Source organism: Comamonas granuli NBRC 101663 (assembly GCF_000739995.1).
GTDB lineage: Bacteria > Pseudomonadota > Gammaproteobacteria > Burkholderiales > Burkholderiaceae_C > Simplicispira > Simplicispira granuli.
In genome coordinates, this window is sequence record NZ_BBJX01000004.1 from 190,468 (window position 1) to 215,942 (window position 25,475).

Here is a 25,475-nt window from a genome sequence, read left to right on the forward strand (position 1 = left end):
GAAGAAAAAAGCCGGGAGGGCACATTGTGCACCACCCGGCTTGCAGCCTAGCGCTCAGGCGAGGGGATTACTTGTCGGAGTTGTCCAGCTTGGCGCGCAGCAGGGCGCCCAGGCTGGTGGTGCCGGCGTTTTCCTTGGCCGACTGGGCCGACAGGGAAGCCATGGCGCCTTGCTCGTCGATCATGTCCTTTTGCTTGATCGACAGCTGGATGTTGCGCGTCTTGCGATCCACGTTCACCACCACGGCCGTGACCTCGTCGCCTTCCTTGAGCACGTTGCGGGCATCTTCCACGCGGTCGCGGGAGATTTCCGAAGCGCGCAGGTAGCCCACGATGTCTTCGCCCAGATCGATTTCAGCGCCACGGGCGTCCACGGTCTTGACCTTGCCGGTCACGGTCTGGCCCTTGTCGTTCACGGTCACGAAGGTGGTGAACGGATCGCTGTCGAGCTGCTTGATGCCCAGGGAGATGCGCTCGCGCTCCACGTCCACGGCCAGCACGATGGCTTCGACTTCCTGGCCCTTCTTGTAGTTGCGCACGGCAGCTTCGCCGGTTTCGTTCCACGACAGGTCGGACAGGTGCACCAGGCCGTCGATGCCGGCAGCCAGGCCGACGAACACGCCGAAGTCGGTGATGGACTTGATCGGGCCCTTGACGCGGTCGCCGCGCTTGGTGTTCTGCGCGAATTCCTGCCAGGGGTTGGCCTTGCACTGCTTCATGCCCAGGCTGATGCGGCGCTTGTCCTCGTCGATCTCGAGGACCATGACTTCGACCTCGTCGCCCAGCGAGACCAGCTTGCTGGGGGCGATGTTCTTGTTGGTCCAGTCCATTTCGGAGACGTGCACCAGGCCCTCGATGCCGGGCTCGAGTTCGACGAACGCGCCGTAGTCGGCGATGTTCGTGACCTTGCCGAACAGGCGGGTGCCGGCAGGGTAGCGGCGTGCCACGCCCATCCAGGGGTCGTCGCCCATCTGCTTGAGGCCCAGGGACACGCGGTTTTTCTCGGTGTCGAACTTGAGGATCTTGGCCGTGATTTCCTGGCCAGCCTGCACCACCTCGGAGGGGTGACGTACGCGGCGCCAGGCCATGTCGGTGATGTGCAGCAGGCCGTCGATGCCGCCCAGGTCCACGAACGCACCGTATTCGGTGATGTTCTTGACCACGCCCTGCACGATGGCGCCTTCCTTGAGCGTTTCCATCAGCTTGGCGCGCTCTTCGCCCATGGAAGCTTCCACCACGGCGCGGCGGCTCAGCACCACGTTGTTGCGCTTGCGGTCGAGCTTGATGACCTTGAATTCCAGGGTCTTGTTCTCGTAGGGGGTCAGGTCCTTGATCGGACGGGTGTCGATCAGCGAGCCGGGCAGGAAGGCGCGGATGCCGTTGACCAGCACCGTCAGGCCGCCCTTGACCTTGCCGCTGGTGGTGCCGGTGACGAATTCGCCGGATTCCAGGGCCTTTTCCAGGCTCATCCACGAAGCCAGGCGCTTGGCGGTGTCGCGCGACAGGATGGTGTCGCCGTAGCCGTTTTCGATGGAGCCGATGGCCACGGACACGAAGTCGCCGACCTGGACTTCGACTTCGCCCTGGTCGTTCTTGAATTCCTCGATGGGCACGTAGGCTTCGGACTTGAGGCCTGCGTTGACCACGACGAAGTTGTGCTCCACGCGCACGACTTCGGCGGTGATGACTTCGCCCGGACGCATTTCGGTGCGTTGCAGGGATTCTTCAAACAGGGCGGCAAAAGATTCAGACATGTGTTTCCTTGCCACGGCACAGGTTTTACAGCAGCACGATTGCCGCGGTTTCCAAAGGCTGGCCGTGGTGGTTGGGTGTGCGGCAGGGGGCCGCGGGTTGGGTTGCACCATCCACACCCCCTGTGCGCTGGCGCGCGGCGGGAGGGGTGTGGGCCGGGTCTTCAGCCCTGGGCGACATGCGCAAAGGGCCGGCGCTCCTGCCACCAGGAAAGCACCTGTTCGACGGTTTCTTCGACCGTGAGCCCGGAGCAATCGAGCAGCAAAGCATCCTGCGCCGGCTCCAAGGGCGCCACCGCGCGGGAGCGGTCCCGCTGGTCGCGTGCCTCGAGGTCGGCGCGAAGAGCGTCGATTGTAGTGCTGACGCCCTTTGAAATCAACTGCTGGTGGCGCCGCTGTGCGCGGCACTCCACGCTGGCGGTGAGGAAGACCTTGAGCGTGGCGTCGGGGAAGATCACCGTGCCCATGTCGCGCCCGTCGGCCACCAGGCCGGGCAGGGTGCGAAAGCCGTGCTGCAGGTGCACCAGCGCCTGGCGCACCGCGGGCAGGGCCGAGACGCGCGAGGCGTTCATGCCGGCCTCCTCGGTGCGGATGGCTTCGGTCACGTCGTCCGCGCCCAGCCAGATGGCCCCGGCCTCGAAGCGCACCGGCAGGCTGCGCGCCAGGGCGGCGATGGCCTCTTCCTGGGCGGCGTTGATGGCCAGGCCGGCGCGCGTGGCCGCCAGCGCGGTGACGCGGTACAGCGCCCCGGAGTCGAGGAAGCGGTAGCCCAGGCGCGCCGCCACGGCGGCGGCCACCGTGCCCTTGCCCGATGCCGTGGGGCCGTCGATGCAGATCACGGGAATGCGCGCGTCCTCGGCCTGCACGGCGGCGAACAGCGCCTCGAAATAGTCCGGAAAGGTCTTGGCCACGCAGCGCGGGTCTTCGATGCGCACGGGCAGGCGCGCGGGGTTGAAGGCCGCGAGCGAGAAGCACATGGCGACGCGGTGGTCGTCATAGGTGTGGATGCTGGCGGGCCGCCAGTCGCGCACCTGGGCGGGGGGGGTGATGCGGATCCAGTCGGCGCCTTCCTCGACCGTGGCGCCGAGCTTGCGCAGTTCGGTGGCCATGGCGGCGATGCGGTCGGTCTCCTTGACGCGCCAGCTCGCGATGTTGTGCAGCCGCGTGGGGCCGTCGGCATAGAGCGCCATCACGGCCAGGGTCATGGCGGCGTCGGGAATGTGGTTGCAGTCCAGGTCCAGGGCGCGCAGCGGCCAGGTGCCGCGCGCCACCTCCAGCCAGTTGGGGCCGCCGCTGATGTGCGCGCCCATGGCCCGTGCGGCCTCGACGAAGCGGATGTCGCCCTGGATGGAGTCCAGCCCCACGCCCAGGATTTTCATGCTTTTTTGGCCTCCAACGCCCGCTGCGATTGCGCCAGCAGCTATGAAATAGCTAGCAGATGAGGCGTCGGCCTCGACGTGGATCTGCCCGGGCGAGCGGTAGCGGCTGCCCGCCGGGATGGTGAAGCGCTGCCAGTGCTCGTGCGCCACGCGGATGCCGAAGCGCTCGAGCAGTTGCAGGGTGATGTGGATGTAGGGCTTGGAGATGAGCTCGCCCACCACTTCAATGACCACGTCCTGCTGCGCCGCCGCCAGCGGCAGGGCCATGAGCAGGGCGGTGAGGAACTGGCTGGAGACGTCGCCGCGCACGCGGATGGGTGCGGCGAGCGCGAGCGCCGGCACGCCGGCGGCCTGGTCGATGTGCAGCGGCGGGTAGCCTTCGTTGCCCAGGTAGGCGATGCGGCAGCCGAGCTGGCGCAGCGCATCGACCAGGTCGCCGATGGGGCGCTCGTGCATGCGTGCGATGCCGCTGAGCTCGAAGCTTCCGCCCAGCAGCGCGAGTGCCGCGGTGAGCGGGCGCATGGCGGTGCCCGCGTTGCCCAGGAACAGCCGGGCCGGGGAGCGCGGCGCCCGGCCGCCCAGGCCGGTGATGCGCACCTGCGCGCCGTCCGCCTCGACGGCGCAGCCAAGCTGGCGCAGCGCATCGAGCATGACGCGCGTGTCGTCCGAGTCCAGCAGGTCGTGCACCGCCGTGGTGCCTTCGCTCAGCGCGGCGAGCAGCAGCACCCGGTTGGAGATGCTCTTGGAGCCGGGCAGGTGGACGGTGCCCCCGGCGGATTGCAGGGGCGGCAGGTCGAGGAATGCGGTGCTGTACATGGCGTGTTCCGGCGATGGTCCGGGCGCGCCCGTGCCGGGGGCGCGGCCTGGCGGCAGACGCTGCGCCAGGGCCGCCCCGGCGCACGGGGGGCGCGCCTCGGAGGGTTACTTCTTGTTGCGCTGGGCGCCCATGCGCCAGTGCTTGCGCGTTTCGCTGGCGAAGGTCAGCATGTCTTCGATGGACTGCGCATCGCTCTGGCGCATGGCGTGTTCGATGCGCTCGAGCGCCTGCCGGTACAGGCCGGCCTGGTGCAGCAGTTCGTCGCGGTTGGAGAGGAAGATGTCGCGCCAGACCTTGGGGTCGCTCGCGGCGATGCGCGTGAAGTCGCGAAAGCCCGGTCCGGCAAGCGAGAGGAAGGTGTCGGCCTGCTCCTGCCCGGTGATGCTGTTGACCAGGGTGAACGCGAGCAGGTGCGGCAGGTGGCTGACGGCGGCGAACGCCGCGTCGTGCGCCTCGGGCGCCATGCTGGTCACGCGGCAGCCCAGTTGTGTCCAGACCTCCTGCGCGCGCTGCAACTGCACCGTGAGGGTGCGCTCGGTGGGCGTGAGGATGACCTGGCGCCCGCTGTAGAGCTCGGCCTCGGCGTGTTCCACGCCCGAGACCTCGCGCCCCGTGATGGGGTGGGCGGGCACGAAGGAGCCCACCTTGTCGCGCAGGGCGCTCTCGGCGGCCTGCACCACGTCGGCCTTGGTGGAGCCCACGTCCATGATGAGCATCTGCGGCGTGACGAGGTGGCGTATGGCCTTGAGCGTGGCTTCGGTGGCCGAGACGGGCACGGCCAGCAGCACGATGTCGGCCCCGGCCACGGCCAGCAGCGCCGAGGGCGCCTCCACGTCGATCACGCCGAGCTGGCGTGCACGCTCGGTGGTGGTGGGGGACTTGCTGTAGCCCACGACGCGCTGCACCAGCCCCGCCTGCTTCATGGCCAGGGCGAAGGAGCCGCCCATGAGGCCGCAGCCGATCAATCCGAGTTGTTCAAACATGGCGGCTCCTCATGCCGAGACCGGGTAGGTGCCCAGCACTTTGTAGAAGGCGCACAACTGCTGCAACTCGGCCAGCGCGGCGGCCACGTGGGGTTGGGCCGGGTGGCCTTCGATGTCGATGTAGAAGTAATACTCCCACTGGCCCGTGCGCGCCGGGCGCGACTCGAAGCGCGTCATGGACACGCCGTGGTTCTTCAGCGGCACCAGCAGGTCGTGCACGGCGCCGGGGCGGTTGGGCACGGAGATGATCAGGCTGGTGCAGTCGCGGCCCGTGGGCGCCGGCGTGGCCAGGGTGTGCGGCAGGCAGATGATGGCAAAGCGCGTGCGGTTGTAGGCCTCGTCCTGGATGGCGTGGGCCACCACGTGCAGGCCGTACTGCTGGCCGGCGCGCTCGCTGGCGATGCCGGCCCAGGCCGGGTTGGTCGCGGCCAGGCGCGCGCCCTCGGCATTGCTGGAGACGGGGCGGCGCTCGGCGTGCGGCAGGTGCTTGGCCAGCCAGGCCTGGCACTGCGCCAGCGCATGCGGGTGGGCCAGCACGGCCTCGATGCCCTCGGCGTGGTTCACGCGGCGCAGCAGGTTGTGGCGCACCAGCAGGCTCACCTCGCCGACCACGTGGCAGGGGGTGTGCAGGAACATGTCGAGCGAGCGCGTGACCACGCCCTCGTTGGAGTTCTCCACGCCCACCACGCCGAACTGCGCGCTGCCCGCCGCCGTGGCGTGGAACACCTCGTCGAAGCTGTTGCAGTACATGATGTCGGCCGCGCCGCCGAAGTACTCGATGGCGGCCTGCTCGCAGAACGTGCCCTCGGGCCCGAGCACGGCCACGCGCTGGGGCGACTCCAGCGCCAGGCAGGCGGACATGATCTCGCGCCAGATGGCAGCGACATGCGCGCCCTTGAGCGGGCCGGGGTTGGCCTGGGTGATTTTCTCGATCACCTGGGCCACGCGGTCCGGGCGGAAGAAGGGCGTGCCTTCGCGCTTCTTGACCTCGCCCACGCGCTCGGCCACGAGGGCGCGCTGGTTGAGCAGCGTCAGCAGTTGCTGGTCGATGTTGTCGATCTGTACGCGCAGGCTGGCCAGATCGGGGGAAGCTTGGGGGGTGTTCATTGCGGGGGAGGAGGGCTCAGGCGTGGAGGCGTTCAAATTCTCGCATGTAGTCCACCAGGGCCTGCACGCCGGCCAGGGGCATGGCGTTGTAGAGGCTGGCGCGCATGCCGCCCACGGACTTGTGGCCCTTGAGCTGCAGCAGGCCACGCTGCTTGGCGCCTTGCAGGAAGGCGTCGTTGCGCGTCTCGTCCTGCAGGAAGAACGGCACGTTCATGCGCGAGCGGCAGTGGGCCGCGACCTTGTTCACGTAGAACGCCGACTGGTCGATGCAGTCGTACAGCAGCTGCGCCTTGGCGATGTTGCGCGCCTCCATGGCGGCGATGCCGGCGAGTGCGCCCTCGCGCTGGCGCTTGAGCCACTGGAAGGTGAGCCCCGCCATGTAGATGCCCCAGGTCGGCGGCGTGTTGTACATGGACTGGTTCTCGGCCACGACACGATAATCGAAAGCGCTGGGGCAGACGGGCAGGGCATGGCCCAGCAGGTCCTCGCGCACGATGACGATGGTCAGCCCGGCCGGGCCGATGTTCTTCTGCGCGCCGCCGAAGGCCAGGCCCACGCGGCTCCAGTCCACGGGGCGCGAGGCCACGTGCGAGGAGAAGTCGATGACCAGCGGCGCATCGCTGCCCAGGGCCTGCAGGTCGGGCAGCTCGTGGAACTCCACGCCATGGATGGTCTCGTTGCTGCACAGGTGCACGTAGCTCGCGCCGCGCGAGAGCTGCCAGGAGGCCGGGGCCGGCACGGTGGTGAACTGGCTGTCCTCGCCCGAGGCGGCGGTGCGCACCTCGGCGGCGTACTTGAGCGCCTCCTTGCGCGACTTCTGGCTCCAGGAGCCGGTCACCACGAAATCGACCGTGCCCGCGCGCGAGAGGTTCAGCGGCACGATGGCGTTCTCGGCGATGCCGCCACCCTGCATGAACAGGATCTTGAACTGCGCGGGCACGGCCAGCAGCTCGCGCAGGTCGGCCTCGGCCTGTTCGTAGATGCTGATGAACTCCTTGCCGCGGTGGCTCATTTCCATCACGCCCATGCCGCTGCCATGCCAGTCGAGCATTTCGGCGGCAGCCTGCTGCAGCACTTCTTCGGGGATGGCGGCGGGGCCGGCGGAAAAGTTGTAGGGGCGTGTCATGGTTTTTGGGATCAAATCGGCTTCTAACGCTTGGTGGGCGTGCGCTGGAAGCTCTGTTTTTGATAGTACAGCGCGCACCGGCCGGCAGGCAGGTGCGCGCGGGCGGCGGGGTCAGGGGCGGGGCTCGTCGCCGTCCTCGGGCGGCGCGTCATCGGCGGCGCTTTCGTTGGCGTCGTTCTCCACGATGCGCTGCAGGCCCGAGAGCTTGGCGCCTTCGTCGAGCGCGATCAGCGTCACGCCCTGCGTGGCGCGGCCCAGTTCGCGGATCTCGGAGACGCGCGTGCGCACCAGCACACCGGTGTCGGTGATGAGCATGATCTCGTCGTCGGCGCGCACCAGCGTGGCGGCGACGACCTTGCCGTTGCGCTCGCTCTGCTGGATGGCGATCATGCCCTTGGTGCCGCGGCCATGGCGCGTGTATTCGCCGATGGGCGTGCGCTTGCCGTAGCCGTTCTCGGTGGCCGTGAGCACGCTTTGCGTTTCGTCTTCGGCCACCAGCATGGCGATCACGCTCTGACCGTCTTCGAGCTGCATGCCCTTGACGCCGCGCGCATTGCGGCCCATGGGGCGCACGTCGTTTTCATCGAAGCGCACGGCCTTGCCGCCGTCGGAGAACAGCATCACGTCGTGCTGGCCGTCGGTGAGCGCTGCGCCGATGAGGTAGTCGCCCTCGTCCAGGCCCACGGCGATGATGCCGGCCTTGCGCGGGTTGGCGAACTCGTTGAGCGCCGTCTTCTTCACCGTGCCCATGCTGGTGGTCATGAAGACATAGCGGTCCGGGGGGAAGCTGCGCATCTCGCCCGTGAGCGGCAGCACCACGTTGATCTTCTCGCCGTCCTGCAGCGGGAACATGTTGACGATGGGCCGCCCGCGCGAGCCGCGCGAGCCCGCGGGCACCTCCCACACCTTGAGCCAGTAGAGCCGCCCGCGGTTGGAGAAGCACAGGATCCAGTCGTGCGTGTTGGCAATGAAGAGCTGGTCGATCCAGTCGTCTTCCTTGGTCGCCGTGGCCTGCTTGCCGCGCCCGCCGCGCTTTTGCGCGCGGTATTCGGAGAGGGGCTGGCTCTTGATGTAGCCCGTGTGTGAGAGCGTCACCACCATGTCGGTGGGCGTGATGAGGTCTTCGGTCGAGAGGTCCTGGGCGCTGTGCTCGATCTCGCTGCGCCTCGCGCCCAGCTTGGACTGGCCGAATTCGGCCTTGAGGGCAGCGAGCTCGTCGCCGATGATGGTGGAGACGCGTCCGGGCTTGGCGAGGATGTCGAGGAGGTCCTCGATGTGCGCCATGATCTCCTTGTACTCGGCGACGATCTTGTCCTGCTCCAGGCCCGTCAGGCGCTGCAGGCGCATCTGCAGGATTTCCTGCGCCTGTGTCTCGGAGAGACGGTACAGGCCATCGCCCTGCATGCCGCAGGTGCGCTCCAGCCCTTCGGGGCGGTAGTCGTCGGCGTTGACCATGCCGCCTTCGGCGCGCGTGCGCGTGAGCATCTCGCGCACGAGCTTGCTGTCCCAGGAGCGCGCCATCAGTTCGGCCTTGGCCACGGGCGGCGTGGGCGATTCGCGGATGATGCGGATGAACTCGTCGATGTTGGCCAGCGCCACGGCCAGGCCTTCGAGCACATGGCCGCGCTCGCGCGCCTTGCGCAGCTCGTACACGGTGCGCCGTGTCACCACCTCGCGGCGGTGCTGCAGGAAGACCTCGATCAGGTCCTTGAGGTTGCACAGGCGGGGCTGGCCGTCGATCAGCGCCACCATGTTCATGCCGAAGGTGTCCTGCAGTTGCGTCTGCTTGTACAGGTTGTTGAGCACGACCTCGGGCACTTCGCCGCGCTTCAATTCGATCACCAGGCGCATGCCGGACTTGTCCGACTCGTCCTGGATGTGGCTGATGCCTTCGAGCTTTTTCTCGTGCACCAGCTCGGCCATGCGCTCCTGCAGCGTCTTCTTGTTGACCTGGTAGGGCAGCTCATCGACGATGATGGCCTGGCGCTGGCCGCGGTCGATGTCCTCGAAATGCACCTTGGCGCGCATCACGATGCGCCCGCGCCCAGTGCGGTAGCCTTCCTTGACGCCCTGGATGCCGTAGATGATGCCCGCCGTCGGGAAGTCCGGCGCGGGAATGATCTCCATCAGCTCGTCGATGCTGGCGTCGGGATTGCGCAGCAGGTGCAGGCAGGCGTCCACCACCTCGTTGAGGTTGTGCGGCGGGATGTTGGTCGCCATCCCCACGGCAATGCCGGCGGAGCCGTTGACCAGCAGATTGGGCAGCTTGCTGGGCAGCACCAGGGGCTCCCTCTCGCTGCCGTCGTAGTTCGGGCCGAAATCGACGGTTTCCTTGTCGATGTCCGCCAGCATCTCGTGCGCGATCTTGGCCAGGCGAATTTCGGTGTAGCGCATGGCGGCCGCGCTGTCGCCATCGACCGAGCCGAAGTTGCCCTGGCCGTCCACCAGCATGTGGCGCAGCGAAAAGTCCTGCGCCATGCGCACGATGGTGTCGTAGACCGCGCTGTCGCCGTGCGGGTGGTACTTACCTATCACGTCGCCCACGATACGGGCGGATTTCTTGTAGGGCCGGTTCCAGTCGTTGTTCAGCTCGTGCATGGCGTACAGCACGCGCCGGTGCACGGGTTTGAGGCCATCGCGCGCATCGGGCAGGGCACGGCCCACGATCACGCTCATCGCATAGTCGAGGTAGCTGCGGCGCATCTCCTCTTCGAGGCTGATGGGCAGAGTTTCTTTGGCGAACTGGGTCATGGAGTCAACGCGCGGACTGGGGGTCGGCCATTGTAGGCGCAAGCGCTTGTAGCGTCCGAGCAACACCTGGGCGCAATTACAGTGGGCCGGGGCGCGCCAGCCCGCACGGGGCCTGCGCTGGCATAACGCCTATGGCACAATCAAACGAACGTTTTTGGTGGTGGACACCAATTTCGTCTGCTTACGCAGCGCTGCTGCGCCTTTTTGCCCTAAGAGGAGAACCATGAAGAAACTGAACAAAGTGGCGATGCTGATCGCCTCCGCAGCGCTCGCAACCGCAGCTGGCGCCCAGACGATCGACAACTGGAAGAACGGCTCCAACGAGCTGGTCTGGAAGAACGGCACCAACGAACTGTGCTGGCGCGATGCCAGCTGGACGCCTGCCACCGCTGCCGCTGGCTGCGACGGCGCCCTGGCGGCCCCCGCTCCGGCTCCTGCCCCGGCTGCAGCACCTGCTGCCCCCGCTCCGGCTCCCGCCCCTGCAGCCGCTCCGGCCGCTCCCACCTCCTCCAAGGTGACCTACGCTGCCGACGCTTTCTTCGATTTCGACAAGGCTGTGCTCAAGCCCGAAGGCAAGGCCAAGCTCGATGACCTGGCCTCCAAGGTGAAGGGCATCAACCTGGAAGTGATCATCGCCGTGGGCCACACCGACTCCGTCGGCACCGATGCCTACAACCAGAAGCTGTCCGTGCGCCGCGCCGAAGCCGTGAAGGCCTATCTGGTGTCCAAGGGCATCGAGAAGAACCGCGTCTACACCGAGGGCAAGGGCGAGAAGCAGCCCGTCGCCGACAACAAGACCAAGGAAGGCCGCGCCAAGAACCGTCGCGTGGAAATCGAGGTCGTCGGCACCCGTGCCAACTGATCCGGTTTAGTCTTTCATGCCTCCAAGGCCCCGCTTGCGGGGCCTTGTTGTTTTGAGCGTCCGCACAGGCGCTGCGCGCCTGCCTGCGGTTACAGTCCAGGCATTGTTCCTGGACCGCCTGCGCGCATGCTTTCACACACTTTTCTGTGGCACGACTACGAGACCTTCGGTGCCGATACCCGGCGCGACCGGCCGGCGCAGTTTGCCGCGATCCGCACCGACGCGCAGCTCAACGAGATCGGCGAGCCGCTGATGCTTTACTGCCAGCCCGGCACCGACTATCTGCCCGATCCCGAGGCTTGCCTGATCACCGGCATCACGCCGCAGCAGGCCTGGGAGCGCGGCGTGCCGGAGCGCGAGTTTGCCGCGCGCATCGAAGCCGAGTTGGCGCGGCCCGGCACCGTCGGCGTGGGCTACAACACCATCCGCTTCGACGATGAGATCACGCGCTTCCTGTTCTGGCGCAACCTCATCGACCCCTATGCGCGCGAATGGCAGAACCAGTGCGGGCGCTGGGACCTGCTCGATGTGGTGCGCATGGCCTATGCCCTGCGCCCGCAGGGCATCGCCTGGCCGGTGCACGAGGACGGCAAGCCCAGCTTCAAGCTCGAACACCTCACGCGCGCCAACGGCCTGGCGCACGAGGCCGCGCACGACGCCCTGTCCGACGTGCGCGCCACCATTGCCCTGGCGCGCCTGATCCGCACGCACCAGCCGCGGCTGTTCGACTTCGCCTTCGGCCTGCACAAGAAGGACCGCGTGCTCGCCGAGCTGCGCCTGCCCGCCACGGCGGAGAACGCACGGCCGTTTCTCCACGTCTCGGGCATGTTCCCGGCGGAGCGCGGCTGCCTGGCGGTGATGTGGCCGCTGGCCAGCCATCCGGTGAACAAGAACGAGCTCATCGCCTGGGACCTGGCCTACGACCCCGCGGAGCTGGCCACTCTGGGCGTGCCGGAGCTGCGCCAGCGCCTGTTCACGCGCGCCGCCGATCTGCCTGAAGGCATGACGCGCCTGCCCATCAAGACCGTGCACCTGAACAAGTCGCCCATGGTCGTGGGCAATGTCCAGACACTCGCGCCGGAGATGGCGCAGCGCTGGGGCATCGACCTGGAGCAGGCGGCGCGCCATGCGCAGGCAGCGCGTGCGCTGCCCGACATGAGCGCCATCTGGCCGGCCGTGTTTGCGCGTGCGGCCGAGCCCGCTCTCGATGTGGAGCAGGACCTCTACGGCGGATTTGTCGGCAACGCCGACCGCCGGCGCCTGGACGACCTGCGCCGCATGACAGGCGCGCAACTGGCCCAGGCGCGTCCCGCCTTCGACGATCCGCGCCTGGAAGAACTGCTCTGGCGCTACCGTGCGCGCCACTTCCCGGACACCCTGAGCCCCGCCGAGCAGCAGCGCTGGGAGGCGCACCGCGCAGCCCGGCTGTTCGACGGACAGGCAGGGGCGCGTACCGTGGACCAGTTGTTCGCCGCCATCGACCAGCTCTCGGAGACAGCCGATGAGCGCGCCGAGGCCATTCTGGGTGCGCTGTACGATTGGGCCGAGACCATTGCACCGGAGCGCTAGGATGAAACAGCCTGCCCCCGAGGCGCCGCGCGGCACCGGCCGGAGCCCTGCCCATGGCTGAGGCCCGGCCACCCGCCCGCATCGGCAAATACCGCATCGAGCGCGAGATCGGCCGCGGCGCCAGCGGCGTGGTGTACCTGGGGCTGGACGGCTTCCGGGGCCGCAGCGTGGCCATCAAGCAGATGCATGCCCACCTGCTGGCCGATCCGCAGCAGGCCCAGCGCTACCGCCGCCTGCTGCGCAACGAGGCGCTGCTGGCCGGGCGCTTGCGCCACCCGCACATCGTGCGCCTGCTCGATGCGGACGAGCAGGCCGTGCCGCCCTACCTGGTGCTCGAATACGTGGCGGGCCGGCCCCTGTCGGACCACGCTGCGCCCGACCGCCTGCTGCCCGTGGCGCAGGTGTTGGACATTGCCTTCAAGTGCGGCCAGGCGCTGGAGCACGCCCAGCGCCAGGGGCTGGTGCACCGTGACATCAAGCCGGCCAACATCCTGCTGTCCGAGCAGGGCGAGGTCAAGCTGGCAGATTTCGGCACGGCGTTGTCCTTGCGCAGCGAGGCGACGCAGATCGCCGGCTTGGTCGGCTCGCCCTCCTATATGTCGCCCGAGCAAGTGCGCGAAGAGGCGCTGACGCACCACAGCGACATGTTCTCCCTGGCCGTGGTGGTGTACGAACTGCTCACGGGCCGCCGCCCCTTCGACGGCGAGACCGACTTCGCCACGCTCTACCGCATCGGCCATGACGAGCCGGTGCCGCCCAGCCTGCTGCGCCCCAGCCTGCCGCCGCAGCTGGACCGCTGGCTGCTGCGCGCCCTGGCCAAGCCCGCAGCCGAGCGCTACGCGGGTTGGGACGACTGGTGCGGCGCGCTCATGGCCCTGGCCCGCGGCCTGCCGCACCAGCACTCGCAGGACACCGACTCCGAGCGCTTTGCGCGCCTGCGTGCACTGCCGTTCTTCGCCGATTTCCACGACGTGGTGCTCTGGGAGCTCATGCGCCTGGGCAAGTGGCGCCGCCTGGAGCGCGGCACCGTGCTCATGCGCGAGAACACCCCTGGCGACTCGTTCTGCGTGCTCATCGAGGGCCAGGTGGCCGTGAGCCGCCAGGGCTGGCACCTGAGCACGCTGGGGCCCGGGGTGACGCTGGGCGAAATGACCTACCTGCGACCGGACAAGCGCCTGCGCACCGCCACCGCCGTGGCCGAGACCGACGTGCTGGTGCTCAAGATCCGCAACCCGGCGCTGCGCGAGGCCTCGGAGGACCTGCAGTCGCGCTTCGACAAGGCCTTCATCCGCCTGCTGGTCCAGCGGCTCATTGCCACCAATGAGCAATTGGCGGAATGGGAGATCGTTGCCGCCCCGCATGCACCCGAAAGCGCCTGATGCTACTGAAAATATAGCTTGCAGCGCTTGTGTAGCAAGCGCTGCAAGCTGATTTTGTCTCAAACCCTGGGCAGACGACCGCCAGCAGGGGCGGCTCAGAAATCCATCACCAGCGACACATGGGCGCTGCGTCCCGGCTGGGTGTAGGCGTCCTTGACGGCGGACGACGTGGCCTGGCCATACACATCGGGCCAGAGCCAGTACTTGCGGTTGGTCAGGTTGCGCAGCGCGACGTTCAGGCGCAGGTCCTTGCGCAGGCGCCACTGGGCGCCCACGTCCAGCGTGGTGGCTGCCGGCGGGGCGAACTGCACGCCTTCCCGGGCGTTCATGATGGCCGTGCTGTCGATGTCCGCGGGCTTCTTGGCGGCGTGGTGGCGCAGATCGGCGAACAGGCTCCACTGCGCCGTGTCGTATTTCAGGCCCAGGGTCCATTGCGCCGGATCGACCGAGTTCAGCGGCTTGCCGGTGCTGCGGTTGGTGCCGCGCGCCATGCCGTAGGAGAAGTTGCCGAGCATGCGGCCGCCAGCGACCACGCCCATGTCGTAGCTGCCCTTGAGCTCGAAGCCGTGGATGCGTGCGCGCTCGATGTTGACGGCCTGGAACAGGCGCTGGTTGCCCACCTGCTGGATGAACTCGGCATCCACGATCAGGTTCTCGTAGTGGTTGGTGAACGCCGTGAGGTCCAGGTTCAGGCGCTCCATGCGCCCGCGCGCGCCGATTTCCAGGCCGCGGCTCTTTTCGGGCTGGAGCTGCGGGTTGGGCTGGATGATGACGCGCGTGCCCGCGGCAATGGCCTCGAAATGGTCGTTGAGCTGGCCTGGCTCGGGGGCGCGAAAGCCCGTCGAGTATTGGCCGAACAGGCTCCACGTGGGGCTGGCGCGGTACAGCACGCCCAGCTTGGGCAGGGCGGCCGACTTCGACAGCGACTGGCCCGGCTGCGCGGCGGGCGGGTAGTAACCTTGCTGGCTCGTGACATCGATGGCGAAATGGTCCAGGCGCAGGCCCGGTGTCACCGTCCAGTCGCCATGGACGGATTCGTTCTGCACGTACAGGGCGCTGGTGGTCTCGCGCGTGTCCGGGAAGCGCTTGAGCGGGAACTGCTCGGGAGGCAGCGGCGCCACGCCGTCGTACAGGTTGCTGATGCGGTTGCGCACATGGTCCACGCCGTAGACGATGCGGTGCGTCCAGCCGCCGGCGCGCACGATCTTGTCCGCCTGCAGACCGAACTGCCAGGCGCGCTCGCGGTAGGTGTTGTCGCGCACCCGGTGCGTTCCGCTCAGCAGGTCGCTGGTGCCAATGCGGCGCGCATCCGCGTCCTGCATGGCCACGATGGCACGCACATGGTCGGCCCAGGCGGTGTTGATGCCGAAACGGCCATCCCAGGCGAGGCGGTCGCGCTGGCCGGAGTAGGAAGACGATTCGTTCAGCACGTCGCCGGGTGCCGAGGGCCGTGGGGCGCGGCTGGAGAGCAGCTCCACGTCCGAGCGCCGGCCCACATGCTCCAGCGTGAAGGTGTGGCGCTGGGCCGCGCTGGGGCGCAGCACGATCTTGCCCAGCAGGGCCTGGCTGCGGTCGTCCTGGGGGTTGGCCGTGGTGCGCAGGCTGTTCGGCGCATCGTTGCTGCCCATGGTGTCCATGGCATGTGCCCGGCGCTCGGTGGCCGTGAGCATCCACTGCACGCTGTCGCTGGCCTTGCCGGCGATGGTGCCGGCCACGGACGCACCGTCGTCGTCCCCGCTCCAGCTCGCAGCCACACGTCCGCCCAGGGTCTTGCTTTCCTGGCCCGGGCCGGTCGCGAGAAAGTCCGCGGGCTCGAAGGTCACGAAGTTGACCACGCCGGCCAGTCCGTCTGAACTGTAGAGCGCCGAGGCCGGGCCGCGCAGCAGCTCCACGCGCTTGAACAGTTCCAGCGACAGGTATTCACGGTCGAAAATCGCCGAGCGCGAGACATAGCTGCGCGGCATGCGCACGCTATCGACCGTCATGAGCACGCGGTTGCCGCCGATGCCGCGGATGTTGATGCCCGTATTGCCGTCGCGCGCGAACGCGGCGGAGGCCGCCCCCACCGCCAGCCGCGCCGGTGCGTTGCGCACCGAGGCGTTGGGCAGGTCCTGCAGGGCCTGGCGCAGGGTCTGGCTTTGCTGCTCGCCCAGGGTCTTGGCGTCGATCACGTCGATCGATTGCGGCAGGTCGTCGGCGGCCTGATCGCGGGTGGCACCGCTGACGACCACGGTCGGCAGCGTCGCATGGGCCCGGGCCTCGCTGGCGGTCTGGGCGTGCGCCGTGCCCATGTGCAGGCAGGCCAGCACCACGGAAGCACTGAGCGTGCGCAGCGCGCCGGGGGCAGCGCAGGTGCGCAGAGGAAGAAGTGTCGAATGCATGGAAGAGCAGGGGGCAGAAAGCGGCGGGTCAGCCGATAGCGCGATTATCGTGGCGCGAACCAACGCAAAGTTGCATTTCAGGTTCGGATTTGCTTTGGATCAAACAATACCCTTATCTTTAGTAGGCATAATGATTCAACACCCGCTGGACCATGTCGTCGCAGCCCGCAGCGGGTAATCCCTGGGAGGGGTTTACAACCCGGGCAGCGGCATAGAAGGAGTCTTTCCATGACAACCCGTACGCTGGTGAGCCTCGCGGCGCTGGCAATGTCCACCCTGGCACTGACTGCTGTGGCCCAAGAGAAGAAGGGCGATGTCGTCTCGCCCACCGAGTTGAACTACCAGGCTGGTTCTTCTCCTCTGGCCGACGTGCCTATGTACCAGAGCACGAACCCCAAGGCGCCCAAGATGACGCAGGCAGAGTTCGACCGTGCACGCCAGATCTACTTCGAGCGCTGCGCTGGTTGCCATGGCGTGCTGCGCAAGGGTGCGACCGGCAAGCCGCTGACCCCCGACATAACCCTGGCCAAGGGCACGGACTACCTGAAGGTGTTCATCGCCTACGGTTCGCCCGCCGGCATGCCCAACTGGCAGACCTCCGGTGAAATGGATGAGGCCACCGTGGACCTGATGGCACGCTATGTCCAGCAAGACCCTCCCACACCGCCCGAGTGGAGCCTGGCGGACGCCAAGAAGACCTGGAAGGTCACGGTGCCGCCCAGCGAGCGTCCCAAGAAGAAGATGAACAAGTACAACATCGAGAACATCTTCTCCACCACGCTGCGTGATACCGGCGAAGTGGCGCTGATCGATGGTGACACCAAGGAAATCATCAACATCGTCAAGACCGGCTACGCCGTGCACATCTCGCGCGTGTCGGCCTCGGGCCGCTACCTGTTCGTGATTGGCCGCGACGCCAAGATCAACATGATCGACCTGTGGATGGAAAAGCCCGACAGCGTGGCTGAAATCCGCGTGGGCCTGGAAGCGCGCTCGGTGGAAACCTCCAAGTTCAAGGGCTACGAGGACAAGCTGGCGATCGCCGGTTCGTACTGGCCGCCTCAGTTCACCATCATGGACGGCGACACGCTGGAGCCCAAGAAGATCGTCTCCACCCGTGGCATGGTCGTGGGCACGCAGGAATACCACCCGGAGCCCCGCGTGGCCTCCATCCTGGCCTCGCACTACAAGCCTGAGTTCATCGTGAACGTCAAGGAAACCGGCAAGACGCTGATGGTGGACTACTCCAACCTGAACGCGATCAAGATGACTGAGATCGAGTCGGCGCCGTTCCTGCACGATGGCGGTCTGGATGCGTCCAAGCGCTACTTCATGGTGGCTGCCAACAACAGCAACAAGATTGCTGCGATTGACACCAAGGACGGCAAACTCGCTGGCCTGACCGAAGTGGGCAAGATCCCCCACCCGGGCCGCGGCGCGAACTTCACGCACCCCAAGTTCGGTCCTGTGTGGTCTACCGGCCACCTGGGTGATGAGACCATCTCTCTGATCGGCACCGACCCCAAGAAGAACAAGCAGTACGCCTTCAAGGAAGTGGCCAAGCTCAAGGGCCCTGGCGGCGGCGCGCTGTTCGTCAAGAGCCACCCCAAGTCCAAGAACCTGTGGTCTGATGCGCCTCTGAACCCCGATCCGGCTGTCTCCCAGTCCATCGTGGTGTATGACATCAACAACCTGGACAAGGGCTACAAGACCCTGCCTATCGCCGAGTGGGCCGGCCTGAAGGACGACGGTGCCAAGCGCGTGGTGCAGCCTGAGTACAACAAGGCTGGCGACGAGGTCTGGTTCGCTGTCTGGTCTGCCAAAAACAAGGAGAGCGCGATCGTGGTCGTGGACGACAAGACCCTCAAGCTCAAGAAGGTCATCAAGGATCCGCGCCTGATCACCCCCACGGGCCACTTCAATATCTACAACACACGGCACGACGTGTACTGATGTGAGGTGCGGACTGCACGGCCCGGCTGGTGCCCGTGCAGTCCTCCATGCAAAAACCGCTGCAAGGGCGCGAGGCCTTGCAGCGGTTCTTTTTTGCAGGGGGCGGGCGCCGGGCCCGCGCACCTTACTTCGTGCCGAAGATGCGGTCGCCCGCGTCGCCCAGGCCGGGCAGGATGTAGCCGTGGTCGTTGAGCTCGCGGTCGATGGCGGCGGTGTAGATGGGCACGTCCGGGTGGGCTTTCTGCATGGTGGCCACGCCCTCGGGCGCGGCCAGCAGGCACACGAACTTGATGGAGCGCGGCTGCAGCTGCTTGAGGCGCGCCACGGCAGCGGCCGCCGAATTGCCGGTGGCGAGCATGGGGTCGACCACGATGATGTCGCGCTCATTCATCTCCGAGGGCATCTTGAAGTAGTACTCCACGGGTTGCAGCGTGGCCGGGTCGCGGTACAGGCCGATGTGGCCCACACGCGCGCCGGGCACCACGTTGAGCATGCCGTCGAGGAAGCCGTTGCCGGCACGCAGAATGGACACGAGCACGAGCTTCTTGCCGTCGATGACCTTGGCCGTCATGCGCTCGAGCGGGGTTTCGATCTCCACGTCCTGCAGCGGCATGTCGCGCGTGACCTCGTAGGCCATGAGCGTGGAGAGCTCGCCCAGCAGGCGGCGGAAGCTGTTGGTGCTGGCGTCTTTTTTGCGCATCAGGGTCAGCTTGTGCTGCACCAGCGGGTGGTCGATCACGTGGACAAGGCTCATGGTATCGGGCTATTCAGTGGAGAGGGCAGAGTAGGGTGGCGCGGTGTGCGCGCCTCGCGTTAGTCTGCCAGAAAGCGGGCATAGCGCGGCAGGTCCACGTTGCCGCCGCTGAGGATCACGCCCACCCGCAGGCCGCGCAGATCCAGCCCGGGAGCCTTGCCCACGGCGGCATAGGCCAGCGCCCCCGTGGGCTCGATGACGAGCTTCATGCGCTCGGCGAAGAAGCGTATGGCCTGCACCATGTCCGGGTCGCTGGCGGTGACGATGTCCTCGGCCTCGGCGCGGATGATGCTGAAGGTCTGCGGTCCCAGCGCCTGCGCCTGGGCGCCGTCGGCAATGGTGCTGCGCGGCAGCGGAATCTGCACGATATGCCCGGCACGCAGCGACTGCTGGGCGTCGTTGGCGCTCTGCGGCTCCACGCCGTACACGCGGCACGCCGCCTTGGCGGCCTGCACGGCCAGCAGGGTTCCGGCCAGCAGCCCGCCGCCGCCCACGGCGACGAGCAGGCAGTCGAGCCGCGGCACTTCCTCCAGCAGCTCCAGGGCTGCGGTGCCCTGGCCGGCGATCACCTGCGCGTGTTCGGCCGGCGGCACCAGCGTCATGCCGCGCTCCAGGGCCAGGCGCTGGCAGATGGCCTGGCGGTCCTCGCTCAGGGGGTCGTAGGTCAGCACCTGGGCGCCGTAGTCGCGGGCCGCCGCCATTTTCGAGGCCAGCGCGGTATTGGGCATGAGCACCAGCGCCGGCATGTCCAGCAGCCGTGCGGCCAGGGCGATGGCCTGGGCATGGTTGCCGGCCGAGAAAGTGATCACGCCGCGCTCGCGCTGCTCGTCGGTGAACTGGGCCAGGGTGTTGAAGGCGCCACGGAACTTGAAGGAGCCTGTGCGCTGCAGGTTTTCGCACTTGAAGAAAAACTGCGCGTTGTGCAGCTCGTCGGCGGTGCTCGAACGCAGCACCGGGGTGCGGTGCACCAGGCCCTTGAGCCGGCTGGCGGCCTGAAGAACATCGTGCGGCGCCGGGGGCGCGGGGGCGAGCGGGAGGTCCATGGCGTCGGCGCGCTGGGCGCGGGGCAGTTGCCTATGGGGGTATCTTAGTCCGGCCCGGCGAATATGCAAACCTTGGCCCGCAAGCGCCCTGGAACAGGACGCTGTGCGCTATCAGAACCATAGCCTGCGGACGCCGTTCGGATCCGGTCGATTCAATCGCCACCGCCGTCGCCACCGCCACCATCGCCGCCGTCGCCATCCGCGTCTGCATCATGGCTGCTGCCGTCCGCACTGGTGCTCCATGGGTGGTGGCGCTCCATGCCGCCAAAATCTGCCGCATGCCCGCTGTAGCCGCCATCGGCGAAGCTCGAACCATAGTGCCAGGCCTGCGGTGCGTGCGTGGCGGGCACGGCGGCGGGGTGCGTGGCATAGCTCACGCCGTCCGGCAGGCCCAGTTTGGCGTCCAGAGCGAAGAGCAGCGGCAGGCGGCTGGGCTGGCGCGGGTTGATGGATTCGTCGCAGCACGCCCAGTACCAGGTGCGGCGCAGGCCGTCGTTGTAATGCGCCTTCTTGCCCAGCGTCTGGGCCGGGGAGTGCTCGGGCACATGGCCCATGGCGGTGCGGCACCAGGCGCCATAGGCCGGCGCGTGGCGCGCGAAGGCCTCCCACAGCACATCGACGGCGCGCGACGGCACGGCGGTGTACTGGCCCCGGCTGCGCAGGCAGGCGATGAAGAACTGGCGCAGCGCACGTTCGGCCAGCTGGGTGTCGCGCGTGGTCAGGTGGGGGTAGATGCCACGCAGCGCGCGCCCGAGCGCATGGGGCAGGGGGCTGACACGGATGAACTGCTCGCGCACGGCGTCCGTCCAGTGCCGCAGCCCCAGGTAGGCGAGCACCGTGAGCAGGGCGTAGACCCCCCAGCGCGCCTCGGGTTGCGTTCCCGTGGCCAGCGCGCCGAGCAGGGCCAGGGCCCAGGCCAGTGCGAGCGCGGGCAGCAGCCAGCGGGCACTGCGCAGCAGCAGCCATTCGAAGATGGTCACGGCGGTGGCTGGCTCAGCGCTTGCGGCCGCCGAAGATGCTGCCCATCACGCCGCGCAGGATCTCGCGCCCCAGGGTGGTGCCCATGGTGCGCACGGCGGACTTGGCCATGGTTTGCGCCAGGCCGTCGCGCCGCCCGCCGCGCGGGCCGGTGGAGCCGAACAGCACGTCGTTGAGTCCGCCCAGCAGGCCGCCGCCTTCTGCGGCCGGCGCAGCGCTGCCGGCCGGGGCGGTGCCGCCCGGTGCGGCCGTGGCGGGCGCCTGGGCGGCGCGGCCCTTGAGCTTTTCGTAGGCCGATTCGCGGTCCACCATCTTCTCGTAGACGCCGGCCACGAGCGAGCCGGCCATCAGCGCCTGGCGCTGCTGCGGGGTGATGGGGCCAATCTGGCTGCCCGGGGGCAGCACATAGACGCGCTCGGTCACGCCCGGGCGGCCCTTGGCGTCGAGCAGGCTCACCAGCGCCTCGCCCACGGCCAGCTCGGTGATGGCGGCCTCGATGTCCAGGCCGGGGTTGGGGCGCATGGTGGTGGCCGTGGCCTTGACGGCTTTCTGGTCGCGCGGGGTGAAGGCGCGCAGCGCGTGCTGCACGCGGTTGCCGAGCTGGGCGAGCACGGTGTCGGGGATGTCCAGCGGGTTCTGCGTGACGAAATACACGCCCACGCCCTTGGAGCGCACCAGGCGCACCACGAGTTCGATGCGCTCGATGAGCACCTTGGGCGCCTCGTTGAACAGCAGGTGCGCCTCGTCGAAGAAGAACACCAGCTTGGGCTTCTCGGGGTCGCCGATCTCGGGCAACTGCTCGAACAGCTCGGACAGCATCCACAGCAGGAAGGTGGCATACAGGCGCGGTGCGTTCATGAGCCGGTCGGCCGCCAGGATGTTCACCACGCCATGGCCGTTGGTGTCGGTCTGCATGAAGTCCTGGATGTCGAGCATGGGCTCGCCGAAGAATTGGTCGCCGCCCTGCTGCTCGATCTGCAGCAGGCCGCGCTGGATGGCGCCCACGCTGGCGGCGCTGATGTTGCCGTACTCGGTGGTGAACTCCTTGGCGTTGTCGCCCACGTACTGGAGCATGGTGCGCAGGTCCTTGAGGTCCAGCAGCAGCAGGCCGTTGTCGTCGGCGATCTTGAACACCAGGTTGAGCACGCCAAGCTGCGTCTCGTTGAGGGCCAGCATGCGGCCCAGCAGCAGCGGGCCCATGTCCGACACGGTGGCGCGCACCGGATGGCCCTGCTCGCCAAACACGTCCCACAGCGTGACGGGGCAGGCCTGCGGTGCGGGCAATTCCAGTCCGCGCTCCTGGAGCACGGCAGCCATCTTCTCGGGGATGCGGCCGGCCTGGCTGATGCCGGTGAGATCGCCCTTCACGTCGGCCATGAACACCGGCACGCCGATGCGCGAGAAGTTTTCCGCCAGGGTCTGCAGCGTCACCGTCTTGCCCGTGCCCGTGGCGCCGGTGATCAGGCCGTGGCGGTTGGCCAGGCCGGGGAGCAGGTGGCATGCGGTGGAGGCGTGCTGGGCAATCAACAAGGGTTCGGCCATTGGGGGTTTCCTCGGGGCGGTGTGCGGGCAAAAGTAAAATCCTGCCCAGTAGATTAAATCAATACGAAGGACATCCCATGGCCGGACACAGCAAATGGGCGAATATCCAGCACCGCAAGGGGCGCCAGGACGAGAAGCGCGGCAAGATCTGGACCCGCATCATCCGTGAAATCACCGTGGCCGCACGCGCGGGCGGCGGCGACCCGGCGGCCAATCCGCGCCTGCGCCTGGCCATCGACAAGGCCAAGGCCGCCAACATGCCGGCCGACCGCGTCAAGTACAACATCGACAAGGCCACGGGCAACGCCGAGGGCGTGAGCTACGAGGAAATCCGCTACGAGGGCTACGGCATCGGCGGCGCTGCCATCATCGTGGACACCATGACCGACAACCGCGTGCGCACCGTGGCCGAGGTACGGCATGTGTTCTCCAAGTACGGCGGCAACATGGGCACCGAGGGATCGGTGGCCTTCCAGTTCAAGCATTGCGGCCAACTGGTGTTCGCGCCCGGCACGAGCGAGGACAAGGTCATGGAGGTGGCGCTGGAGGCGGGCGCCGAGGACGTGGTCACCGACGAGGACGGCGCCATCGAGGTGCTGACCGCGCCCGGCGACTTTGAAGCCGTGAAGAATGCCCTGGAGGCCGCAGGCCTCACGCCGGAGGTGGCCGAGGTCACCATGCGCCCGGAAAACACCATCGAACTGGCCGGCGACGCCGCTGCACGCATGCAAAAGCTGCTCGACATGCTCGAAGACCTCGACGATGTGCAAGAGGTCTATCACAACGCTGCCTTATGAACCCCCACGCTTTGCACTGTGTGTCATCCCTGCCCCCGAAGGGGGCCGTCAGCCTCTCTGAGGCGGCCCGTCGGAGGTTGGTATGAAAATTCTCGTCATTGGCGGCGGCGGTCGTGAACACGCCCTGGCCTGGAAGCTGGCCCGGTCCCCCAAGGCGACCCAGGTGTATGTGGCACCAGGCAACGGCGGCACCGCGCGCGACCCCGATCTGGAGAACCTCCCCCTCACCGACGTGCGCGCCCTGCGCGAGTGGGCACAGAAGGAAAAGATCGGCCTGACGGTGGTGGGCCCCGAGGCGCCGCTGGCCGCCGGCGTGGTCGATGAATTCCGCGCCCACGGCCTGCGCATCTTCGGCCCCACCAAGGCGGCTGCGCAACTGGAGAGCTCCAAGGCCTTCTCCAAGGCCTTCATGCGCCGCCACGGCATTCCCACGGCCGACTACGACACCTTCACCGACCCGGCCGAAGCCCATGCCTTCGTGGACCGCCTGGGCGCGCCCATCGTCATCAAGGCCGACGGCCTGGCGGCCGGCAAGGGCGTGGTGGTGGCCATGACCCTGCAGGAGGCGCACGACGCCGTGGACTTCATGCTGGTGGACAACAAGTACGGCGTGGCGCACAACGAGGGCGGCGCGCGCGTCGTCATCGAGCAGTTCCTCGAAGGCGAGGAAGCCAGCTTCATCGTGCTGTGCGATGGCAAGAACGTCTGCGCCCTGGCCACCAGCCAGGACCACAAGCGCCTCAAGGATGGCGACCAGGGCCCCAACACCGGCGGCATGGGCGCCTATTCGCCCGCGCCCGTGGTCACGGCCGACGTGCACGCCCGCGCCATGCGCGAGATCATCCTGCCGACCATCCGCGGCATGGAAAAGGACGGCATGCCCTACACGGGCTTCCTGTACGCCGGCCTGATGATCGACGCCCAGGGCCACCCCAAGACGCTGGAATTCAATTGCCGCATGGGCGACCCCGAGACCCAGCCCATTCTGATGCGCCTCAAGAGCGACCTGGTGGACGTGCTGGGCGCCGCGGTGGACGGCAAGCTCGACCAGGTTGAGTTGGAATGGGACCGCCGCACCGCCCTGGGCGTGGTGATGGCCGCGCACGGCTACCCCGAGGCGCCGCGCAAGGGCGACGCCATCACCGGCCTGCCGCACGACCAGGATGACGCCATGGTGTTCCACGCCGGCACCGAGCTGCAGGACGGCGTGCTGCGCACCAGCGGCGGCCGCGTGCTGTGCGTCACGGCGCTGGCCGACAGCGTCAAGCAGGCCCAGCAGCGCGTCTATGACGTGGCGCGCGGCATCCACTTCGACGGTGCGCAGTACCGCCACGACATCGGTCACCGCGCCGTCAAGAACCCATGAGCGCCGCCCCGCACAGCGACGCCGTGCCGCGCGTGCGCGCCTGGCTCATGGACCTGCAGGCGCGCATCATCGGCGCGCTGGAAGGCCTGGAAGGCCAGGACGGGGCGCGCGCCGTGACCGACCCCTGGCACAAGGAGCCCGGCGAGCCGTTGCAGGGCGACGGCATCACCCGCATCATCGAGGGCGGGCGCGTGTTCGAGCGCGCGGGCTGCGGCTTCTCGCATGTGCGCGGTCCCCGGCTGCCGCCCTCGGCCACGCAGCACCGCCCGGAGCTGGCGGGCGCGCCCTTCGAGGCCATGGGGGTGTCGCTGGTGTTCCACCCGCGCAACCCCTACGTGCCCACCGTGCACATGAACGTGCGCATGCTCGCCGCCGGCCACCCGGGCCAGGCGCCGGTGTGCTGGTTCGGCGGCGGCATGGACCTCACGCCCTATTACGGCTTCGAGGAGGACGCGGTGCACTTCCACCGCAACTGCCGCGACGCGCTGGCGCCTTTCGGCGAGGACAAGTACCCGCGCTTCAAGCAGTGGTGCGACGAGTACTTCTACCTCAAGCACCGCGACGAACAGCGCGGCGTGGGCGGCGTGTTCTTCGACGACTTTGCCGAGCTCGGCTTCGAGCAGAGCCTGGCCATGACGCAGGCCGTGGGCGAGGCCTTTCTGCACGCCTACCTGCCCATCGTCGAGCGCCGCCAGGACACGCCCTACGGCGAGCGCGAGCGCGACTTCCAGCTCTACCGGCGCGGCCGCTACGTCGAGTTCAACCTGGTCTGGGACCGGGGCACGCATTTCGGCCTGCAGTCGGGCGGACGCACCGAGTCCATCCTGCTGTCCATGCCGCCGCAGGCCGCCTGGCAGTACCGCCGCAGCGCGCCCGAGGGCTCGCCCGAGCACGAGCTGCTGCGCCGCTTTCTGGTGCGGCGCGACTGGCTGTAGCCC

At 67.8% G+C, this 25,475-nt stretch carries 18 protein-coding genes; 7 read left to right on the plus strand and 11 right to left on the minus strand.

All coding sequences use genetic code 11. The features are described from left to right. Nucleotides 1-67: 67 nt before the first annotated feature. From rpsA to gyrA, 6 genes are all read right to left on the minus strand, one after another. Entirely contained in the window at nucleotides 68-1,753 is a 1,686-nt protein-coding gene (gene rpsA, locus CGR01S_RS04300) for a 30S ribosomal protein S1 (protein ID WP_042422778.1), read from the minus strand. Nucleotides 1,754-1,914: 161 nt separating this feature from the next. After that, a complete protein-coding gene (locus tag CGR01S_RS04305; protein ID WP_042422781.1) occupies nucleotides 1,915-3,945 on the minus strand; it encodes a bifunctional 3-phosphoshikimate 1-carboxyvinyltransferase/cytidylate kinase in 2,031 nt (676 codons plus the stop codon). Between the two features lie 105 nt (nucleotides 3,946-4,050). Next, nucleotides 4,051-4,929, minus strand: a complete 879-nt coding sequence (locus CGR01S_RS16935; protein ID WP_042422784.1) for a prephenate dehydrogenase — start codon at nucleotides 4,927-4,929, stop codon at nucleotides 4,051-4,053. Nucleotides 4,930-4,938: 9 nt separating this feature from the next. Then, entirely contained in the window at nucleotides 4,939-6,036 is a 1,098-nt protein-coding gene (gene pheA / locus CGR01S_RS04315; RefSeq protein WP_042422787.1) for a prephenate dehydratase, read from the minus strand. A gap of 16 nt (nucleotides 6,037-6,052) precedes the next feature. Further along, entirely contained in the window at nucleotides 6,053-7,162 is a 1,110-nt protein-coding gene (gene serC, locus CGR01S_RS04320) for a 3-phosphoserine/phosphohydroxythreonine transaminase (RefSeq protein ID WP_042422789.1), read from the minus strand. A gap of 111 nt (nucleotides 7,163-7,273) precedes the next feature. Continuing rightward, on the minus strand, nucleotides 7,274-9,913 hold the full coding sequence (gene gyrA, locus CGR01S_RS04325) for a DNA gyrase subunit A (protein ID WP_042422793.1): 2,640 nt from the start codon (nucleotides 9,911-9,913) through the stop codon (nucleotides 7,274-7,276). Between the two features lie 223 nt (nucleotides 9,914-10,136). Here gyrA and ompA point away from each other — a divergent pair, with 223 nt between their 5' ends. The 3 genes from ompA (at nucleotide 10,137) to CGR01S_RS04340 (ending at nucleotide 13,723) form a co-directional block, all read left to right on the plus strand. Then, nucleotides 10,137-10,775, plus strand: coding sequence for an outer membrane protein OmpA (gene ompA, locus CGR01S_RS04330; protein WP_042422796.1), 639 nt, complete (start codon nucleotides 10,137-10,139; stop codon nucleotides 10,773-10,775). A 126-nt stretch (nucleotides 10,776-10,901) separates the two neighbouring features. Beyond that, nucleotides 10,902-12,344, plus strand: coding sequence for an exodeoxyribonuclease I (gene sbcB, locus CGR01S_RS04335; protein WP_042422799.1), 1,443 nt, complete (start codon nucleotides 10,902-10,904; stop codon nucleotides 12,342-12,344). Between the two features lie 53 nt (nucleotides 12,345-12,397). Beyond that, a complete protein-coding gene (locus CGR01S_RS04340; protein WP_042422802.1) occupies nucleotides 12,398-13,723 on the plus strand; it encodes a protein kinase domain-containing protein in 1,326 nt (441 codons plus the stop codon). Between the two features lie 95 nt (nucleotides 13,724-13,818). Here CGR01S_RS04340 and CGR01S_RS04345 read toward each other — a convergent pair whose 3' ends face one another. Next, a complete protein-coding gene (locus CGR01S_RS04345) occupies nucleotides 13,819-16,104 on the minus strand; it encodes a TonB-dependent hemoglobin/transferrin/lactoferrin family receptor (protein WP_042422804.1) in 2,286 nt (761 codons plus the stop codon). A gap of 228 nt (nucleotides 16,105-16,332) precedes the next feature. Here CGR01S_RS04345 and CGR01S_RS04350 point away from each other — a divergent pair, with 228 nt between their 5' ends. Then, the gene (locus CGR01S_RS04350; protein WP_042422807.1) at nucleotides 16,333-18,057 is read left to right on the plus strand and encodes a nitrite reductase; all 1,725 of its coding nucleotides are present in this window, start codon (nucleotides 16,333-16,335) and stop codon (nucleotides 18,055-18,057) included. Nucleotides 18,058-18,181: 124 nt separating this feature from the next. Here CGR01S_RS04350 and upp read toward each other — a convergent pair whose 3' ends face one another. The 4 genes from upp to CGR01S_RS04370 all read right to left on the minus strand — a co-directional run bounded on the left by upp (nucleotide 18,182) and on the right by CGR01S_RS04370 (nucleotide 22,374). Beyond that, nucleotides 18,182-18,811 carry a uracil phosphoribosyltransferase gene (upp, locus tag CGR01S_RS04355; protein WP_042422810.1) on the minus strand — a complete coding sequence of 210 codons (630 nt, stop codon included), beginning with the start codon at nucleotides 18,809-18,811 and terminating at the stop codon, nucleotides 18,182-18,184. A gap of 59 nt (nucleotides 18,812-18,870) precedes the next feature. Next, complete coding sequence (locus tag CGR01S_RS04360; protein ID WP_042422813.1) at nucleotides 18,871-19,854, minus strand: threo-3-hydroxy-L-aspartate ammonia-lyase; 984 nt, start codon at nucleotides 19,852-19,854, stop codon at nucleotides 18,871-18,873. A gap of 152 nt (nucleotides 19,855-20,006) precedes the next feature. Beyond that, nucleotides 20,007-20,834, minus strand: coding sequence for a UCP032817 domain-containing protein (locus CGR01S_RS04365; RefSeq protein WP_052382494.1), 828 nt, complete (start codon nucleotides 20,832-20,834; stop codon nucleotides 20,007-20,009). Between the two features lie 13 nt (nucleotides 20,835-20,847). Further along, the gene (locus tag CGR01S_RS04370) at nucleotides 20,848-22,374 is read right to left on the minus strand and encodes a helicase HerA-like domain-containing protein (protein WP_042422815.1); all 1,527 of its coding nucleotides are present in this window, start codon (nucleotides 22,372-22,374) and stop codon (nucleotides 20,848-20,850) included. 77 nt (nucleotides 22,375-22,451) lie between these two features. Between CGR01S_RS04370 and CGR01S_RS04375 the strand changes: the two genes are divergently transcribed. The 3 genes from CGR01S_RS04375 (at nucleotide 22,452) to hemF (ending at nucleotide 25,472) form a co-directional block, all read left to right on the plus strand. Then, nucleotides 22,452-23,171 (plus strand): YebC/PmpR family DNA-binding transcriptional regulator, encoded by a 720-nt coding sequence (locus CGR01S_RS04375; RefSeq protein ID WP_042422818.1) that lies wholly within the window; start codon nucleotides 22,452-22,454, stop codon nucleotides 23,169-23,171. An 82-nt stretch (nucleotides 23,172-23,253) separates the two neighbouring features. Further along, nucleotides 23,254-24,537, plus strand: a complete 1,284-nt coding sequence (gene purD, locus CGR01S_RS04380) for a phosphoribosylamine--glycine ligase (RefSeq protein WP_042422820.1) — start codon at nucleotides 23,254-23,256, stop codon at nucleotides 24,535-24,537. After that, on the plus strand, nucleotides 24,534-25,472 hold the full coding sequence (gene hemF / locus CGR01S_RS04385; protein WP_042422823.1) for an oxygen-dependent coproporphyrinogen oxidase: 939 nt from the start codon (nucleotides 24,534-24,536) through the stop codon (nucleotides 25,470-25,472). The genes purD and hemF overlap by 4 nt, the downstream gene beginning before the upstream one ends. The last annotated feature ends 3 nt before the right edge of the window (nucleotides 25,473-25,475 follow it).

Excerpts from the sequence above, each read along its gene's own strand:
- CGR01S_RS04340 (WP_042422802.1), top strand. The coding sequence starts at position 12,398 with ATGGCTGAGGCCCGGCCACCCGCCCGCATCGGCAAATACCGCATCGAG.
- CGR01S_RS04350 (WP_042422807.1), top strand. The coding sequence starts at position 16,333 with ATGACAACCCGTACGCTGGTGAGCCTCGCGGCGCTGGCAATGTCCACC.
- serC (WP_042422789.1), bottom strand. The coding sequence starts at position 7,162 with ATGACACGCCCCTACAACTTTTCCGCCGGCCCCGCCGCCATCCCCGAA.
- CGR01S_RS16935 (WP_042422784.1), bottom strand. The coding sequence starts at position 4,929 with ATGTTTGAACAACTCGGATTGATCGGCTGCGGCCTCATGGGCGGCTCC.
- CGR01S_RS04305 (WP_042422781.1), bottom strand. The coding sequence starts at position 3,945 with ATGTACAGCACCGCATTCCTCGACCTGCCGCCCCTGCAATCCGCCGGG.
- CGR01S_RS04375 (WP_042422818.1), top strand. The coding sequence starts at position 22,452 with ATGGCCGGACACAGCAAATGGGCGAATATCCAGCACCGCAAGGGGCGC.
- hemF (WP_042422823.1), top strand. The coding sequence starts at position 24,534 with ATGAGCGCCGCCCCGCACAGCGACGCCGTGCCGCGCGTGCGCGCCTGG.
- purD (WP_042422820.1), top strand. The coding sequence starts at position 23,254 with ATGAAAATTCTCGTCATTGGCGGCGGCGGTCGTGAACACGCCCTGGCC.
- sbcB (WP_042422799.1), top strand. The coding sequence starts at position 10,902 with ATGCTTTCACACACTTTTCTGTGGCACGACTACGAGACCTTCGGTGCC.
- CGR01S_RS04345 (WP_042422804.1), bottom strand. The coding sequence starts at position 16,104 with ATGCATTCGACACTTCTTCCTCTGCGCACCTGCGCTGCCCCCGGCGCG.
- rpsA (WP_042422778.1), bottom strand. The coding sequence starts at position 1,753 with ATGTCTGAATCTTTTGCCGCCCTGTTTGAAGAATCCCTGCAACGCACC.
- ompA (WP_042422796.1), top strand. The coding sequence starts at position 10,137 with ATGAAGAAACTGAACAAAGTGGCGATGCTGATCGCCTCCGCAGCGCTC.
- upp (WP_042422810.1), bottom strand. The coding sequence starts at position 18,811 with ATGAGCCTTGTCCACGTGATCGACCACCCGCTGGTGCAGCACAAGCTG.
- gyrA (WP_042422793.1), bottom strand. The coding sequence starts at position 9,913 with ATGACCCAGTTCGCCAAAGAAACTCTGCCCATCAGCCTCGAAGAGGAG.
- pheA (WP_042422787.1), bottom strand. The coding sequence starts at position 6,036 with ATGAACACCCCCCAAGCTTCCCCCGATCTGGCCAGCCTGCGCGTACAG.
- CGR01S_RS04370 (WP_042422815.1), bottom strand. The coding sequence starts at position 22,374 with ATGGCCGAACCCTTGTTGATTGCCCAGCACGCCTCCACCGCATGCCAC.
- CGR01S_RS04360 (WP_042422813.1), bottom strand. The coding sequence starts at position 19,854 with ATGGACCTCCCGCTCGCCCCCGCGCCCCCGGCGCCGCACGATGTTCTT.